Source organism: Halopseudomonas sp. (genome assembly GCF_036961105.1).
Classification (GTDB): Bacteria; Pseudomonadota; Gammaproteobacteria; order Pseudomonadales; family Pseudomonadaceae; genus Halopseudomonas.
Window position 1 is genome coordinate 1 of sequence record NZ_JBALWW010000030.1, and the last position, 16344, is coordinate 16344.

Sequence of the window (16344 nt, forward strand, 5' to 3'; positions counted from 1 at the left end):
TTCGGCGACGACCAGACCAGCTTCCCGCAGCTACAACAGATCGGCTACAGCCAGGGCACCGGCCTGGTTGCCGACCAGCCCGTAGTCAAACGCTTCGGCCTGCGCGTCGAAACCCGCCCCAGCCGCGTCACCCGCCGTGACTACGACTTCGAGAAACCACGCCTCTTGATGGAAGCCGCCTACAAAGCCGAAAGCAATCCAGATCAGAACCAAGAGAACCAACAGCAACGAGCACCACAACCCGACCTCGAAGACTACGACTACCCCAGCCGTTTCACCGACCGCGAACGCGGCAAACAACTCAGCCAGATCACCCTCGAACGCCACCGCGCCGAACAACAACTGGCCGATGGCAGTAGTGACCAACCACAACTGCGCACCGGCCACTTCATGCCGCTCACCGGTCACCCCAGAGCCGACTGGAACGACCTCTGGCTACTGACCGAAATCCAGCACGAAGGCAAACAGCCACAAGTGCTGGAAGAAGGCGTTACCAGTGATGTAAACAAAGCAGACGGGTTCACGCAGGGCTATCGCAACCATTTCAAAGCCACGCCCTGGCAAGTTATCTGGCGCCCACAGCTAAACCACAACAAGCCCAAAGTCCTCGGCAGCCAAAGCGCCGTGGTCACCGGCCCGCCGGGTGAAGAGATTCATTGCGACCAGTACGGCCGCATCAAGGTCCAGTTCCACTGGGACCGAGAAGGCCAAGCCGACGACAAAACCAGTTGCTGGCTACGGGTCGCCTCCAACTGGGCCGGCGACCGCTACGGCGGCATCGCCATCCCCCGAGTGGGAATGGAAGTGCTCATAACCTTCCTCGAAGGTGACCCCGACCAACCCCTGGTCACCGGCTGCCTGTACCACAAGGAGCACGAAGTCCCGTACGAGCTCCCCGCGCACAAAACCCGCAGCGTGTTCAAAACCCTCAGCAGCCCCGGCGGCGGTGGTTACAACGAACTGCGCATCGAGGATAAGAAAGGAGAAGAACAGATCTACCTGCACGCGCAGAAAAACTGGGACGAAAACATAGAAAACAACCAGACCGTACGCGTCGGCAACGAACGCCACGACACCGTCGAGGCCAACAGCTACAGCGAGTTCAAAGCCGAAGAACACCACACCACCCACGCGGACCGCAAAACCGAAGTCAAAGCCAACGACCACCTCACCGTCGGCACCAGCCAGCACGTCAAACTGGGCGATAGCCAGCTGGTAAAGGCCGGCCGTGAAATCCACCTCAAAGCTGGCCAGAAAATGGTCATTGAGGCGGGCGTGGAGATCACTCTGACCGCCGGCGGCTCCTTTATCAAAATTGATCCCAGTGGGATCACGTTGGTAGGGCCGAGCGTGAGGCTGAATGCGGGTGGCGCGCCAGGTAAAGGCACAGGTGCGGCCCCGGCACTACCAGCACAAGCAGCTGCGGCGGACACGGCGGAAGCCGGCTTGGTGCTCGAGCAGTACCGTGCTCAGGCGCTGGCAGGTCACCTGTTGCCAGCCGATGGCTGTGTATTTGATGCCAGCGGTAAATGCACGATTCACACGCACGGATAAGAGCGATGACCCAAGAGATTTCTTCTCCCTTTGAGCGCGCTCCCACGGGTATGTCAGGCAAGCGTTGCGTGGTTCTGGATGCCACGGCGGATGCTGAATTGTGGCGCTGGATTTATCAACTAGCGCCGCAGGGGGATCCTCAATGGACATCCCTGTTTCATGGCACTGAATATGCGGCTTTGAGTGAACACGGTCCGGCACTTGTGCTGTCCGAGCAAGCGGGCGATTGGGCTGACTACGCCAGCGCTTTGTTAACGCAGAGCAATGCCGGTTGTGTGCTGTATCTGGACCATCCGCAGGATTGGTCTGCTGCGGTTGAACATTGTCATAGCTTGCTTACCGTGACCACGCATGACGGCCGCAAGCAGTTGATGCGTTTTTTCGAGCCACGCTGGCTTGAGCCGTTGCTCGCAAGTTTGACACCGGTCGAGCGCGACGAATTTCTCGGTCCCTTTTCTGGTATGGCGTGGCGCAATGAGCTGGGTTGGCGGTATGTCGCACGGGCTGGTGCCTGGAGTGGCGCAGTACAGAAACCCGGCTGGCTGCACCTAGGGCCACAGCGGCAACAGCGAATAACCCAGGCGCGGCTACAGATAATCGCAGCTGAACTGACGCTTGATTACCAATCCGTACTCACCATGCCTGAACCAACGGATTTTGTTTTTAACCAACTGCTCGCCGCGCAGGCTGCCGGTGCGGAACAAAAAGCCCACTACGAGCGTTGGCTCAGATTGGCGCTTTGCTGTGAAGGCGCCAATTGGCCCTCTCCGGCAGCAGATGCGGTGCTTGCGCGTACTGATCTGGTGATGACGGGCAAACTGGATGAACTGGAACGCCTACAGGGCTAGGGACGAAAGGATATGTCAAACAGCAACGAGTACATTGTGCAGCCCGGCGACACACTCACCGCGATTGCTCGGCAACACGGCACCAGCTCTAAGCAATTGCAGGAGCGCAATCCCATCATTCGGAGCCCTGACAACATTCAGCCCGGCTGGAAGCTTAAGCTGCCCCCGCAGGATGCTGCCGCCAATGATGCTTCGATTGTGAGTGCCCCTACGCCAGCAGATACTTCCAGGCCATCCCTGCCACCTGCCCGGCATACAGATGATTGCAGCAGCACTCAGACCCAGGCTGGCAGCCCCTGCACAGCAGAACTGGTGGATGTGGTGCACGTGACAGGTGATCCGCATCTTTATGTGCTGACCGAAGCGCAGGCCCAAGTGTTGAAGCGCGAGATTGACCGTGTCCAAGCGCTGATGGATGAACTGGAGGCCTCGCTCGCTGCCGCCCGGCAACGAGTGGACTGCCAGAAGGAGCAGAGCCCCGATGCCGAATGCACCTGCGCGCGATGCAAGAAGGAGGAGTGGAACAAGAAAGCCGAAGAGGCTGGCCTGTTGAGCATTGACCCTCCAGCGGCGCAGCCGCAACCCACCCTGACTAGCGAAGAGGATATACAAGGGCAGCTCACTAAGCTGCGTCAGGCTCGGGAATGGTATATCGCTTATCGACCGTTGCGTGCGCTAGACAGCGGCAACATGCTGGAAAGTAACTGGGAGCCTCTGCGCGCAGAAAAGATAAAACAGCTGGATGCGGAGATTGTTCGACTGCGGGGCATGCTTAAAAGTGAACCTGAAGACAGCTCCTCACTGGCTAATGGATCCATGCCAAATGTCGATTACGGCTGGCGCGGTAGCCGGAAAACACAGACGGAGAGAGGTTCCCGGCAGCGCAGTGGTATAACCGTGGTCGAGGTCAGCCTGTTCGGTCGGCCCGACCGTCGTTACTACGTGGCGGCACGATTCCACGAACAGGTGGACTGGAAAATTAATGTGAGTACCCGCGTGCTGAAAGGCAAGTCCTTTGGCAAGCAATTGGGCAAGCAGTTGCTGGATGACATACGCAAAGAGATTGGTGACGCCCGCCGAGCCAGTCCTCTGGGTAGCCTGGAGGCCAAACTGGTCAGCTGGAGTAGTCAGGATGACAACCTGCTCAACTCGCTACACAAGGAGGCGGCCTGGACCAGCAACAGTGATGATGCGGCGCCTTATGCCGTGTCCGCAGAAGCCCATGCGCTGCGCTTTGCCGCCAGTGCCAGTGCGGGTGTCAATAGCTGGAATCCTGCCAAAGGGAATATCGAAGTAGGCGCAAAAGGCAGTGCTGCGTATTCGCTGGGTGAAGCCGCAGTGGCATTTGCCGCCTTTTTCCCTTCCCAGGGCGGAAGAACCATGCAGCTAGCCTATCGCAACGCCAATGGTGAGACGGTATTGCATCCGTTCGGTGTATTCCGACTACAGGGCAAACTGGAGTTCTCAGCTTTCCTGGGAGCGCAGGTACAAGGCAGCGCACAGGCTAAAGCGCAGTACAAACCGAGCGATGAGGGCCCAAGTGGCGCAACAGCCTTGCTCGGCTCGCCGCGACTCGAGACCAGTCGAGGAGGCTATATCGGGGTCAAAGGCGATGCGTTTGCCGGAGCCCAGGCTGGCGGGGCCCTTAGTGGAGCGCTGCAATGGATCGAGCCGAGCAAGGTGGGCCGTGGCACAGTGGTGTCCGGACAATCCAATGCCAGCAGCAGTTGGACTAGTCTGGCGGAGATCAAGGCTGAGGGTAATGGTGCGCTGGGTATTGGTGCCGGGTTTGATTTTGGCTTGAGCATTCGGAGTGATCGCTTGGCCTTTAACTGCAATGGTCGTTTGGTGTTTGGGCCGGGAGCAGGTGGCGGCTTTGCGACTGTGGTTGATCTGGAAAATACGTACAAGGTAGTAAGGCTATTTTGCGATGCGTTGGCGGAAGTTGATTATCGCTACCTGCTGAGTGTGAGTGACCAAGCATTTACGTATATTGCGCAAGGTTTATATCAAATTGCTTCGGCGCCGGGGCAGGCGGCCATAGACGCGTTTGGGATGGGTCAGGAAAAACTAATGATGTGGTGGGCAGGCCGCAGCGCCACAAAGGCGGAGGCGGTAAACCTGGCCGATTATCTTCTTGCGCACCGGGCCGTGATTGTCAGGGGGCAGAAGCTCTCTTTGGACAAGTTGCCTCCCGAGACGCTTGGTCCAATGGTGTATGTGTTAACTGAAGGTTTTGTCGAAAGCTGGGACGAGAGTCAGGAGAGGGCGCTCGTCCTGTTGCTGTCCCATGTACGTCGCTGGCGGCATTTGCTTGAGCTGTTGGAGCACTGCTCTTCACATAGCGAAAAAGTTAACGCCATGGATAGCCTGGACCGGCTCAACCGCATTCTGGATGGTCAACAGCAACGGCAGTTCAACCGCTTTATTGAAGGCTTGGCAGTTGCAGCATCGGAACTAGGGGAGGCGCGACTTGCCTGGCAGCCTGTGTCAGCTCAGTCTAAAAGACCTGTAATGCTCGCGGCCCGGCGGAGCGGTTACTTTGACGGGCTGGCTTAAAAAAGCTTGTTTAGATGTATCACAATGCTGAATCTGCTTGAATCGCGCACCGGAAGCTGGTGGCGGGATAATAGTCGTCTCGTACTGGGGCATGATTCCAGCGCCGGACAGTATGTGCGCTCATCCAGTTGGACTCTGCATAATAAGAGCCTCTGCGTATTTTTTCCGTGCCGCTTTCTGGTCCTTTAGGGTTGTCCAATGACGCGTGTCGGTAATAGTCTTCGCCATACCAGTCATTCACCCAGTCGGTCGCATTACCCGTCATATCGTAAAGGCCCAAGGGGTTGGGTGGAAATTGCCCCACGGGCACGATGAAGGTTTTGTCGTCGGGGGGGATATTCTTGCCATTGTGCAAACTGCCGCTGTCCGTTGCGTACTGCACATATTGTCCGCGACTGCGCGCGGCAAACTCCCATTGCGCTTCCGTGGGCAGATCTACGGGGTAGGCGCTCAGCTCACCCAGCCACAAGCAATAGTCTTTGGCTTCCTGCCAAGCTTTAACTGGAGCGGGATTCTCGGGCCGGAAAAAATCCGCCATGGGTTCATGGTCACGATATTCTGCGTTAAACAACTTCAACCCCAAACTCGTGCGAAACAGATCAAAATCCTCAAGCCGCGTCTGATAGCGCGACAGGTGATAACTGCTCAAACGCACCTGGTGCAGATAGTCATCATGCCGCTCGGGCGTAATCGGGCAGAGTCGCTCCGGTTCCTGCCCGTAGGGCCAGGTGCCCATGTTCGCTGGATCGTACTGGCACAGTGTGCCGAAGTCGCCCATCTCGAATTCACCGCCCTCGATAAATACCATATCGTCCAGTGAGCGCACGACGGTGTCTAGAATTTGCTCGCGCAGCTTGCCGGATAGATCGGGGTAGCGGTCGTTGATGCGTTGAGAGATAGCTTCAATCTTCTCAGGGCTAAGCTTCTCGCTTTTGGGTAAGGGTTGCGATTGGGCATCGCAGCCATTGAGCGAGAGCAGCAGAAGGAATGGCAGTAGGGCAGGGCGAAACATGCAGACGTCCTTGTAGCGATGAGACTGTGCGGGGCAATGTAGCAGCGATGCGAAGATAAAACCCCGACCCTGTTCACGAATAGCGGATGTAACCAGGCCGTTTTTGTACCGCCGAGGGTTTGGCTATGCACTTATGCCAGCGGCTGAACTGAGGAGCGCTAACTGCTTTCTGAGGCACTGGCTTCTCGGTTTGCAGGCGCCGGCCATTCAGGCATAACGGTCAATCAACGCCTGCATCCAGTCTTCGGTGGCCTCATCCAGATACGGCAATAACAATCCCAGCGCTTGCTGCACACCGGTTGCCGGGTCCGCTTCGTCATCGCCTGCCACCCGTTGGTAGTCCAGCCAGAACAGGCAAGTCTGGCACAGGGCATCCAGCAGGCGCTGCAGTGCGTCGTCTTTGCAATTTAGCTGTCCGCTGGTGCGCATGAGGTCCAGCAGGTGCGCCAGGCATTGGCGAAATTGATACAGCCAGGCATGCATGGCCTGGCGCACAAAAGGGTAACGGCTCATCAGGTTCGACAGGTCCTGAAACAGGAAGCGGTAGGTGGCGATGGCCTCGAACAGCAGATGCAGCAGCAACCAGAGATCTTCCGGGGAGACGGCATCCGGGTCTTCAACGGGGTTGAGCAGTTTGCGGGTGTTGAGCAGAAAGTCTTCGATCAGTACTTCCAGCAGTGCTTCCTTGCCCTTGAAATGGTAATAGAGGTTGCCTGGGCTGATATCCAGCTCATTGGCCATATCCAGGGTGGTGACGTTGGGCTCGCCCTGTTCATTGAACAGCTCCAGAGCGCAAAGCAGAATGCGATCACGGGTTTTCATCTAGGTCCTCAAAGCTGGTGAACGTAGCGGCCGGGGGCGGCGCCCAGACTTGCGTGGGGATTCGTTTGTATAGCTGCTTGCTGCGGACCGCTGTGGGTTTTCAGCCAGTCGGTCCAGGCGGGCCACCAGCTACCTTCGTACTCTATTGCAGCTTCTTGCCATTGTTCGCAGGTCGGCGCGCCCTGGGTGGCTGCACTGAGATAGCCGGCGCGCGGCTGTTCTGGCGGGCACAACAAGCCTTGGATGTGTCCGCCCCGACAGCGCGTGAACACGCTGTCGCCGCCCAGTCGCTGGCCCGGATAGGCATTGTTCCAGGGCACTATATGATCGTGCTCGGCAGCCAGGTGCCAGCTGGGCAGCGCTACCTGCGTGCAGTCGAGCAGGGCGCCGTTGATCTGCAGGCTGCCGGGCTGGCCGAGCGGGTCACGCTGTAGCAAATCGAGTAGATCGTCGACCAGTTGTGCCGGCAAGCGGGTGTTGTCGTGGCTCCAGCTGCTGACGGGTGATGCTTCCAACTCCTGGCCCAGCGCGTAGCGCTCGATGGCGGGTGCCCAGAGCAATTGCTCCGGCTTCATCAAGGTGAACAGGCTACCAAGGCTGCGCTCATCCAGGTAACCCTGGCGCCAGACCTGGCGGCGAAGCTGCTGGCGAGTGGCACTGCCTGTCAGGCGCTGAATGTCGGTCTGCAAGCGGCTGTCCAGCGGGGTAAGGAACAGACTCAGGGCGCTCAGGCAGCCGGACTGCCCGCGCGCTTGCAACCACCCCGCCAGCAGAGTTGCAAGCAGGCCGCCGGAGCAGACGCCCAGTACGCTGGCGTGCGCCGCATCGCCTAACTGCAGTGCCTGCTGCAGGGCTTGCTGGCAGCACGCCACATAGTGGCCAAGACCCCAGTTGCAATGGCTGGGATTGGGATTGCGCCAGCTCATCATGTACACCGCAATGCCCTGGCTGAGTGCATGCTGCACCAGGCTGGTTGGCGGGGTGAGATCGAGCAGATAGAAGCGGTTGATCGGCGGGGGAATGATCAGTAGCGGATAGCTATGCTGTTGCGGTGTCGAGGGTGCGTAATGGATCAGCTCATAAGCGGGCTGGCGAGCAACAACTCTGCCCCGGCTTTGCGCCAGTTCGTGCCCCACGCGGTAATGCTGGCCGGGCTCGGGCATCGCCAGCGGTCGGCCGCTCATTTGGTCGGTCAGCAGGTGCGCAAGGCCGCGTCGCAGGTTGGTGCCGCGAGTACGCAACGTGGCATCCAGAATCTGCGGATTGAACAAGCTGTTGGACGGTGCGCTGGCGGCGCTCAGTTGCGCCAGTAACCAGCGCAGATTGGCGCGCTCGGGGGGCGAGACATCCAGGCCATCAAGCCAGGCCTGCAGCGGTTGTTGCCAGGCCTGCCATAGCTGCAGTAGACGCCGGGGCAGCGGTCGCTGCCAATCGGCGAGGCGGAAACGTCGATCCTCGGCAAGCGCACTGGTGTCCAGTTTGCCCTGCAAGGCCAGTAGGCTGAGACGGGTGACGGTGCACAGATAGCTGCGATGATGTTGGCGTTGGGACAGCGTGGTGCGCAACAGGGCAAGAAGACTCCGGGACAGATCTGCGTTCAGCGATCCTTCAAGTGATTGTCCGTGGGGTCTTGCGCGCATCCAGGGCTTCCGGTCCAGAGGGTGGGCGATGTTCTGCAGTCTACCCTAAAGGACCGCGAGCACCAGCCCCGGCGACAGATGCTTGCCCAGCTTTGTGAGCTGGGGCCGACTTCATCCCTTGACCAGCGCGCTGGGCGATTGATGGCGTATCACCGCTGGCTGCTTTTCCTCGGATAAAAAGCCCATGATCAGCGGGGCCACGCTCTGTGCGCGGGTGATCAGAAACAGATGCCCATCATCGATCACATGCAGTTCCGAGTTGGGTATGCGCCAGGCCAGCAACCGCATGTTGACCAGCGGAATCAGTGGGTCATCGTCACCGGCCAGAATCAGCGTGGGCTGACGCAGCTTGTGCAGCCAGTGGATGCTGGTCCAGCCGAGGCCGGCGAACAGTTGCCAGTAGTAGCCCAGCTTGCCCGAGGAGCGCACCTTGTTGGCGTGCCGTTCTGCCAGCTTGGGGTCCCGGCGGAAGGCGCCGCCGTAAATGTCGGGCGCAATGGTGACGCCGTGTGAAGGTTGGATGTAGCGCCTTGGGCTGGCCATCTTGAGCAGCACCTTGGGGCGCCCGGGCACCATGACGGCACCGGCGGACGTGGCTGCGAGAATCAATTTCTTGCAGCGTTCCGGATGGCTGTGGGCGAATTGCTGGGCCAAAGCCCCGCCCCAGGAAACGCCTATGACGTTTACCTGCGAGTAGTCCAGGTAATCCAGCATGCGCGCTGCCAACTTGGCCAGACCGGGAAAACGGTAGGGCGTTGCCGGCGTAGATGAGCCACCCACGCCCGGCACATCAAAGGCGATCACCTCAAGCTCCGGGTCCAGCGCATCAACAAAGGGAAATACCAGTTCCAGGTTGGCGCCGATGCCATTGAAGATCAGCAGCGGCGGCAAGCTGCTGTTGCCCGGGCGCACGGCGGTACGCAGGTACTGACCGTCCAGCTCAATGGTGCGAAAAACGTAGTTCTGCGGCATGGGCGCTTCCAGTTGTGACGCGTATCAGCGTTCGTGTACGTAGGTACCCGGTGCTGGCTCCAGCGCAGGATACTCTTCATTGCCAAGCAATTGCGGTGCCGCTTTGCGTTTTCCGCCCCGCGCATGCAGCCAATCGCGCCAGTGCTGCCACCAGGAGTCGGATTGCTTGGTCGCGGTCTCCAGCCACTTCTTCGCGTCATCGCTCATTTCAGTATTGGTAAAGAAGCGCGCCTTGGGGTTGCCGGGCGGGTTCAGAATACTCTGGATGTGACCACTGGAAGACAGCACAAATTCGCACTTGCCACCCAGCAGGCGGGCCGATTTATAGCAGGCCTCCCAGGGAGTGATGTGGTCGTTCAGGCCGGCGATGATATAGCAGTCACTCTTTATCTGCTTGAGGTCTATGGGCGTGCCGCAAACCTCCAGCGCGCCCGGGCGCGTCAGCGGATTGGACTTGAACATTTCGAGAAACTCGCCATGCAGCGCGGCTGGCAGGCGGGTGGTGTCATTGTTCCAGAAGAGGATGTCGAATACCGGCGGCTCGTTGCCCAGCAGGTAGTTGTTGACCCAATAATTCCACACCAGATCGTTAGGCCGCATCCAGGCAAATATCTTGGCCATGTCGCGGCCTTCCAGCACGCCGCTCTGATAGGACATGCGTCGCGCGGCCTCGATCGAGCGCTCGTCGGCAAAGAGCGCGACCTGGGTTTTTACCTCAGTATCCAGCACGCTCACCAGCAGGGTGAAGGAATGTACTTTCTTCTCCTTCAGCGCGGCATAGTGCCCCAGTAGCGAGACAGTCGTAATGCCGCCGGAGCAGGCGCCGAGCATGCTCAGGTCCTTGCTGCCGGTGATTGCCAGCACCACATCGATGGCTTCCTTCAGGGCTTCTATATAGGTGCTCAAGCCCCATTCGCGGTGCGACTTGGTCGGGTTGCGCCAGCTGACCACAAAAGTCTGCATGTGATTAACAGTGAGATAGCGCGCCAGACTTTTCTCCGGCGACAGGTCAAACACATAGAACTTGTTGATCTGCGGCGGTACCACCAGCACCGGCCGCTCGCAGACCTCCTCGGTCAGCGGTTTGTACTGGATCAGCTCCAGCACTTCATTGCGAAATACCACCGAGCCCTTGGTGGTGGCCAAGTTGCCGCCCACTTCAAAGGCGTTCATGTTGACCTGGCTGGGCATGCCGCCGTTATGGGCAATGTCCTGCGCCAGGTGAGTCAGGCCGTCGAGCAGGCTTTTGCCGCCAGTCTCGAAAAAGCGCTTGAGCGCAGCCGGGTTCAGCGCGGTATTGGTGGGCGACATCGCCTCAGTCATCAGTGCAATGACAAACTGCGCGCGGCTCACGTCCTGTTCGGGCAAATCCGCGCTGGTGATCCAGGTATTGAGTTCCTTGCGCCAGGCCAGATAGGTCTGCATGTAGCGACGATAAATGGGATTCTGACTCCAGGTCGGATCGGCGAAGCGACGGTCTTCCGGAGTGGGTGCGATGGCCGAACGGCCGATCATCACGTCCTTGACTGCCAGGCCCAGGCGGCCGAGATGTTTAATGCTATGGACCGGCTGCTTCACGGTCTGGCGCATGACCATGCGCGCGGTGCTGATCAGGTCGCGAGTGGGCACGCCAATAACCGGGTTGGGGCCGAGGATGCTTTCACTTGTTTTCTGACTCAAGTCATCATTTATTTTATTGCCCATTTGCAACGCTCCAATCTGAGGCAGGGAGGCCAGTGCGGCGGATCATCAGCAAGGCAGAACTGGCTTTCTGGTGTCGCACCCTTGAGACAAGTTAGCACGGGTAATCAGAGGCTGTTAAGAAAAGTCTGCGCAGGCTGAACTCTGATTTTCAGTCTATTCCTTCGAGTTCACAGGCAGATGACAAGCAGGCAGCATGCCAACCTATGCGGGCTAGACGGGCGGACCCTCTTCACAGCGAAACAGGCTGTCCCGCCGGATAATCAGCGCAAGGAAATGAGATTGGACGTTTTGAGGGCCCGCCGGGCGGTGCTGTTAGCAGACTCAGGGCTGAAAGCGCACCGCTGAGGTATGTGGATCGCGTGAGGCGCCAGCGGTGCGCAACTGCTCGAGATAAGCCTGCCAGCGCCCCTCCTGTTCGGTGGCCAACTGATAGAGATAGTCCCAAGTATAGAGGCCGCTGTCGTGGCCATCGTCGAAGGTCAGCTTGAGTGCGTAGCGTCCCGCCGCTTCTATGCCGGTGAGTGCTACTTGCTGTTTGCCGGTCTGCAGCACCGGCCGGCCATGCCCGCGCACTTCAGCAGATGGCGACAGCACTCGCAGATACTCCGCCGGCAGTTCAAACTCGCGACCGTCGGCATAGGCCAGCTTCAGGCTGCGCGAGGTTTTCTGCAATTTGATGGTGGTAGGGATTGGGGCGGACATCAGAAAATCCTCAGCTTCAAGCTTCAAGCTTCAAGCTTCAAGCTTCAAGCTTCAAGCTTCAAGCGAAAAAGCAGGTCAGTGCATGGACCCAACCTGCTTGGGGCTTGCCGCTTGTAGCTTGCGGTTTACAGGATATACCGCGACAGGTCTTCGTTCACCGCCAGCTCGCCCAGGTGCTCGTCGACATAGGCCGCATCTATTTTCAGTGGCTGCTCTGCGTGCTTGGAAGCCAGATCACCGGCGCTGAAGGAGACTTCTTCCAGCAAGCGTTCGAGTACTGTGTGCAAACGACGCGCACCAATGTTCTCGGTCTTCTCGTTGACCTGCCAGGCAATCTCCGCCAGGCGCGTGATGGCATCACCGGTAAACTCGATGTTCAGTTCTTCGGTCTTCATCAACGCGCGGTACTGTTCGGTAAGCGATGCATCCGGCTCGGTGAGGATGCGTTCGAAGTCGCTTGGTGTCAGCGACTGCAGCTCCACGCGAATCGGCAGGCGGCCCTGCAGCTCGGGAATCAGGTCCGAGGGCTTGGTCAGATGGAAGGCACCGGAAGCAATGAACAGGATATGGTCGGTCTTGACCATGCCGAACTTGGTATTCACCGTGCAACCTTCGATCAGCGGCAGCAGATCGCGCTGCACGCCTTCGCGCGACACGTCGGCGCCGCCGCTACTGTCCCCGCGCTTGCTGACCTTGTCGATCTCATCGATGAAGACGATGCCATTCTGCTCGACGGCTTCGATAGCGCGGCCCTTGAGCTCGTCTTCGTTGACCATTTTCGCGGCTTCTTCGTCGCGCACCAGCTTGAGCGCATCCTTCACCTTGAGAGTGCGGGTCTTCTTCTTGCCCTTGCCGAGGCTGGAGAACATGTTCTGCAGCTGGCTGGTCATTTCCTCCATGCCGGGCGGGGTCATGATCTCGACGCCCATGGGCGATTCAGCCACTTCGATGTCGATTTCCTTGTCGTCCAGCTCGCCCTCGCGCAGACGCTTGCGGAAGAGCTGACGGGTGCTGCTGTCCTGGCGTTCGGGCTGGTCGCCGGTAGCCTGACGCGCGGGCGGCAGCAAGGCATCAAGAATGCGGTCTTCGGCGGCGTCCTCGGCGCGGAAGCGCACTTTCACCATTTCCTGTTCGCGCAGCAGCTTGGTGGCCGCATCGACCAGGTCACGAATGATGGATTCCACATCGCGGCCGACATAGCCCACCTCGGTGAACTTGGTCGCTTCCACCTTGATGAACGGCGCCTGTGCCAGCTTGGCCAGGCGGCGGGCGATTTCGGTCTTGCCGACGCCGGTCGGGCCGATCATCAGAATATTCTTGGGGGTGACTTCGGCGCGCAGCGCCTCGGGCAGCTGCTGCCGGCGCCAGCGGTTGCGCAGGGCAATGGCAACAGCGCGCTTGGCATCTTGCTGGCCGATGATATGGCGATCCAGCTCGTGCACGATTTCACGTGGGGTCATGGACATGCTGATTGCTCCGAACGCCTCAGGTATTGGCGTCCAGCTCCTCAATGGTGGTATTGTCATTGGTATAGATGCAGATTTCGCCAGCAATGTTCAGGCTGGAATCGACAATCTCACGGGCTGACAGCTCGGTGTGCCTGAGCAGTGCGCGGGCCGCGGACTGGGCGTAGGGGCCGCCGGAGCCGATGGCAATCAGGCCTTCTTCCGGCTCGATGACGTCGCCGTTGCCGGTAATGATCAGCGAGGCATCCTTGTTGGCGACCGCCAGCAGTGCCTCAAGCTTGCGCAAGGCGCGGTCAGTGCGCCAGTCCTTGGCCAGTTCGACGGCGGCGCGGACCAGATTGCCCTGGTGCTTTTCCAGTTGCGCTTCAAAGCGCTCGAACAGAGTGAAAGCGTCGGCGGTACCACCGGCAAAACCGGCGATAACCTGATCCTTGTACAGGCGGCGTACTTTGCGGGCATTGCCCTTCATTACGGTATTGCCGAGGGAGACCTGGCCGTCGCCACCGATCACGACCTTGCCGTGCCTGCGAACAGATACGATTGTAGTCACGCGCAACTCCTGGTTGGCTGTGGAGAAATGGGAGGCAGCAGGCTGCCTGAAATCTATCTGGGGGCTGGCGCCGAGATTTCAAGGCAATGGGTGAGGGTGCGAGCGAGCAGCCCCGGACAATGCCGGGGCAGGCAGAGGAATGTTACTGGCTACGCTGCTGCGGAAGCAGGTTCTGGAAGCCGTTGCCGCTGAGCGTGCTTTGCGCCTGGGTGAGACTGTCCTTGCTCTGGAAAGGACCGACCTGGACGCGGTGCCAGGTTTGTCCATCGTTCAATTTGGCGCTCTCAAGGCGCACGTCGAGCCCCAGCAGCAATATCTGCGCACGCACCTTGTCGGCGTCGGCTTTCTGCTTGAAGGAGCCCGCTTGCAGGTAGTAGCGCACTGCGCTGTCGGCAGTGGCCGCGTCGGTCTTCTCCGGCTCGGGCGGCGTCTCCACCTTGCCGGTATTCTCGGGCACTATCACCTCGGATTCGGGTAGCAGGGTGTAGAAGTCATAGGTTGGCTGTTGCGGCGGTGCAGCCTTGGCTGGTGCATTGGTCGGTTTGGGCGGTGTGGGGCTGCGCTTGACGTTGTCATGCCCCGGCTCCAACTGGAACAGAAAGGCGACAAACAGACCTATCACCAGACCACTGACCAGCCACAGCCAGCCGGGAACTCCCTTGCGTCTGGCTGAGGGTTGCGCGCGGCTGGCGCCGCGGCGAGGGGCTTTGCGTCCTTTAGCCATGCGGGTTACATGCGCTCCAATGTAGTGATACCAAGCAGGTCGAGGCCCTGCTTCAGGGTGCGTCCGGTCAGCGCGGCGAGACGCAGGCGGCTGTCGCGCTGGGCCTGATCGTCTGCGGCCAGAATCGGGCACTGCTCATAGAAGCCGGAGAACCGTCCGGCCAGCTCGTACAGATAGTGGCAGAGTACGTGGGGAGTACCCTCGCGGGCAACATAGTTGAGTGTATTGCCAAACTGCGCCAGGTGCGCGCCCAGTTCGACTTCGGCGGGCGCCTCCAATACCAGTGGTGCCAGATCATCTAGCTGCGTCATCGGCCGCTCCAGCTTGCGGAACACGCTGGCCACCCGCGTGTAGGCGTACATCAGGTAGGGGGCGGTGTTGCCGTCGAAGCTGAGCATCAGATCGAAATTGAAGCTGTAATCGCTGCTGCGATGCTTGGACAGATCGGCATACTTGACCGCGCCAATCCCGACGGCGCGGGCGATCTCGCGCAGCTCGCCGGCGCTCAGCTCGGGATTTTTTTCGGCCACCAGCGCATAGGCGCGCTCTTCGGCCTCATCCAGCAGGTCGGTCAGTTTGACGGTGCCGCCGTCGCGGGTCTTGAACGGACGGCCGTCGGCGCCGTTCATGGTGCCGAAGCCCATGTGCTCCAGTTGCATCTCGGCGGGGACAAAGCCGGCCTTGCGCGCCACGGCGAACACCTGCTGGAAGTGCAGGGCCTGGCGCTGGTCGACGAAGTACAGCACGCGGTCGGCATGCAGCTGATCGTGCCGATAGCGCATGGCAGCCAGGTCGGTGGTAGCGTACAGGTAACCGCCGCCGGCCTTCTGCACTATCACCGGCAGAGGCTTGTCTTCGCTGTTCTTGAACTCATCAAGGAAGACGCACTGGGCGCCCTCGCTTTCGGTCAGCAGACCTGCGCTGCGCAGATCGCTGACGATGCCGGCCAGCTTGTCGTTATAGGCGCTTTCACCGCGCACATCGGCCTGGGTCAGGCTGACGCCAAGGCGGTCGTAGACGGCCTGGCAGTGGCCCAGAGAAATCTGGTTGAAGCGGTTCCACAGTGCCAGACAATCCGGATCGCCGGCCTGCAGCTGCACCACGCGCTCACGGGCTCGGTTGGCGAAGTCTTCGCTCTCGTCAAAGCGCTTCTTGGCCTGGCGGTAGAAGTTCTCCAGATCGCCCAGCTCGGCCTCGGCGTCCACCGGGTTTTCTTCCATGTAGGCCAGCAGCATGCCGAATTGGGTGCCCCAGTCGCCGACGTGGTTCTGGCGGATGACGCTATGGCCAAGAAATTCCAGTACGCGGGCCACGGCATCGCCGATGATGGAGGAGCGCAGGTGCCCCACGTGCATTTCCTTGGCCAGGTTGGGTGAGGAGTAATCGACCACCACGCGCTGGGCCTCACCCACCGCGCGAGCATTCAGCTGCGGGTCATCCAGCGCGCTCTGCAGTTGCGCGGCCAGCCAGGCGCTGTCCTGAAAGAAGTTGATAAAACCGGGGCCGGCGATGTTCACGCTGGCGACCGCCTGGTGAGCGGGCAGGGCGGCAACCAGCTTGTCAGCCAGATCGCGCGGCTTCATTTTCGCCGGCTTGGCCAGCGTCATCGCCAGATTGCTGGCGAAGTCGCCGTGGGTCTTGTCGCGCGCGGTCTCCACCTGAATATTGGCAGTGATGTCGGCGGGCAGAACGCCCTCGCTCTTGAGGCTGTCGACGGCGGTGGCCAGAAGCTGGCTGATCAGGTTCTTCATTTAATGGAGTATCCGGCAGGTGCCCAGTGAAAACCCGACA

The 16344-nt window shown here is 59.8% G+C and carries 13 protein-coding genes; 3 read left to right on the top strand and 10 right to left on the bottom strand.

The window, feature by feature from the left end:
* The 3 genes from tssI to V7756_RS18010 all read left to right on the top strand — a co-directional run.
* On the top strand, positions 1-1554 hold a 1554-nt coding region (tssI, locus tag V7756_RS18000), incomplete at its 5' end, for a type VI secretion system tip protein TssI/VgrG (protein WP_335611585.1).
* A 5-nt stretch (positions 1555-1559) separates the two neighbouring features.
* Positions 1560-2402, top strand: a complete 843-nt coding sequence (locus V7756_RS18005) for a DUF4123 domain-containing protein (RefSeq protein ID WP_335611586.1) — start codon at positions 1560-1562, stop codon at positions 2400-2402.
* Positions 2403-2414: 12 nt separating this feature from the next.
* A complete protein-coding gene (locus V7756_RS18010; RefSeq protein WP_335611587.1) occupies positions 2415-4961 on the top strand; it encodes a LysM peptidoglycan-binding domain-containing protein in 2547 nt (848 codons plus the stop codon).
* Between the two features lie 19 nt (positions 4962-4980).
* On the opposite strand, the gene V7756_RS18015 is transcribed toward V7756_RS18010, so the two are convergent.
* The 10 genes from V7756_RS18015 to argS all read right to left on the bottom strand — a co-directional run bounded on the left by V7756_RS18015 (position 4981) and on the right by argS (position 16304).
* Positions 4981-5973 carry a formylglycine-generating enzyme family protein gene (locus tag V7756_RS18015; RefSeq protein WP_335611588.1) on the bottom strand — a complete coding sequence of 331 codons (993 nt, stop codon included), beginning with the start codon at positions 5971-5973 and terminating at the stop codon, positions 4981-4983.
* A gap of 207 nt (positions 5974-6180) precedes the next feature.
* Positions 6181-6795 carry a TetR/AcrR family transcriptional regulator gene (locus V7756_RS18020; RefSeq protein ID WP_335611589.1) on the bottom strand — a complete coding sequence of 205 codons (615 nt, stop codon included), beginning with the start codon at positions 6793-6795 and terminating at the stop codon, positions 6181-6183.
* Positions 6796-6803: 8 nt separating this feature from the next.
* Entirely contained in the window at positions 6804-8435 is a 1632-nt protein-coding gene (locus tag V7756_RS18025) for a PHA/PHB synthase family protein (RefSeq protein ID WP_335611590.1), read from the bottom strand.
* A gap of 111 nt (positions 8436-8546) precedes the next feature.
* Positions 8547-9407, bottom strand: a complete 861-nt coding sequence (phaZ, locus tag V7756_RS18030; RefSeq protein WP_335611591.1) for a poly(3-hydroxyalkanoate) depolymerase — start codon at positions 9405-9407, stop codon at positions 8547-8549.
* Positions 9408-9431: 24 nt separating this feature from the next.
* Positions 9432-11111 (bottom strand): class II poly(R)-hydroxyalkanoic acid synthase, encoded by a 1680-nt coding sequence (gene phaC, locus V7756_RS18035; RefSeq protein WP_335611592.1) that lies wholly within the window; start codon positions 11109-11111, stop codon positions 9432-9434.
* Between the two features lie 321 nt (positions 11112-11432).
* On the bottom strand, positions 11433-11813 hold the full coding sequence (locus V7756_RS18040) for a DUF971 domain-containing protein (protein WP_335611593.1): 381 nt from the start codon (positions 11811-11813) through the stop codon (positions 11433-11435).
* 125 nt (positions 11814-11938) lie between these two features.
* Positions 11939-13279 carry an ATP-dependent protease ATPase subunit HslU gene (gene hslU, locus V7756_RS18045; RefSeq protein ID WP_335611594.1) on the bottom strand — a complete coding sequence of 447 codons (1341 nt, stop codon included), beginning with the start codon at positions 13277-13279 and terminating at the stop codon, positions 11939-11941.
* 19 nt (positions 13280-13298) lie between these two features.
* Positions 13299-13829 (bottom strand): ATP-dependent protease subunit HslV, encoded by a 531-nt coding sequence (hslV, locus tag V7756_RS18050; RefSeq protein ID WP_335611595.1) that lies wholly within the window; start codon positions 13827-13829, stop codon positions 13299-13301.
* A 142-nt stretch (positions 13830-13971) separates the two neighbouring features.
* On the bottom strand, positions 13972-14553 hold the full coding sequence (locus V7756_RS18055; RefSeq protein WP_335611596.1) for an SPOR domain-containing protein: 582 nt from the start codon (positions 14551-14553) through the stop codon (positions 13972-13974).
* Between the two features lie 5 nt (positions 14554-14558).
* The gene (gene argS, locus V7756_RS18060; RefSeq protein WP_335611597.1) at positions 14559-16304 is read right to left on the bottom strand and encodes an arginine--tRNA ligase; all 1746 of its coding nucleotides are present in this window, start codon (positions 16302-16304) and stop codon (positions 14559-14561) included.
* Between the last annotated feature and the right edge of the window lie 40 nt (positions 16305-16344).

Coding starts and splice junctions, on each gene's coding strand:
- V7756_RS18015 (WP_335611588.1), bottom strand. CDS start 5,973: ATGTTTCGCCCTGCCCTACTGCCATTCCTTCTGCTGCTCTCGCTCAAT.
- phaZ (WP_335611591.1), bottom strand. CDS start 9,407: ATGCCGCAGAACTACGTTTTTCGCACCATTGAGCTGGACGGTCAGTAC.
- V7756_RS18010 (WP_335611587.1), top strand. CDS start 2,415: ATGTCAAACAGCAACGAGTACATTGTGCAGCCCGGCGACACACTCACC.
- V7756_RS18005 (WP_335611586.1), top strand. CDS start 1,560: ATGACCCAAGAGATTTCTTCTCCCTTTGAGCGCGCTCCCACGGGTATG.
- V7756_RS18040 (WP_335611593.1), bottom strand. CDS start 11,813: ATGTCCGCCCCAATCCCTACCACCATCAAATTGCAGAAAACCTCGCGC.
- hslU (WP_335611594.1), bottom strand. CDS start 13,279: ATGTCCATGACCCCACGTGAAATCGTGCACGAGCTGGATCGCCATATC.
- argS (WP_335611597.1), bottom strand. CDS start 16,304: ATGAAGAACCTGATCAGCCAGCTTCTGGCCACCGCCGTCGACAGCCTC.
- V7756_RS18020 (WP_335611589.1), bottom strand. CDS start 6,795: ATGAAAACCCGTGATCGCATTCTGCTTTGCGCTCTGGAGCTGTTCAAT.
- V7756_RS18055 (WP_335611596.1), bottom strand. CDS start 14,553: ATGGCTAAAGGACGCAAAGCCCCTCGCCGCGGCGCCAGCCGCGCGCAA.
- V7756_RS18025 (WP_335611590.1), bottom strand. CDS start 8,435: ATGCGCGCAAGACCCCACGGACAATCACTTGAAGGATCGCTGAACGCA.
- phaC (WP_335611592.1), bottom strand. CDS start 11,111: ATGGGCAATAAAATAAATGATGACTTGAGTCAGAAAACAAGTGAAAGC.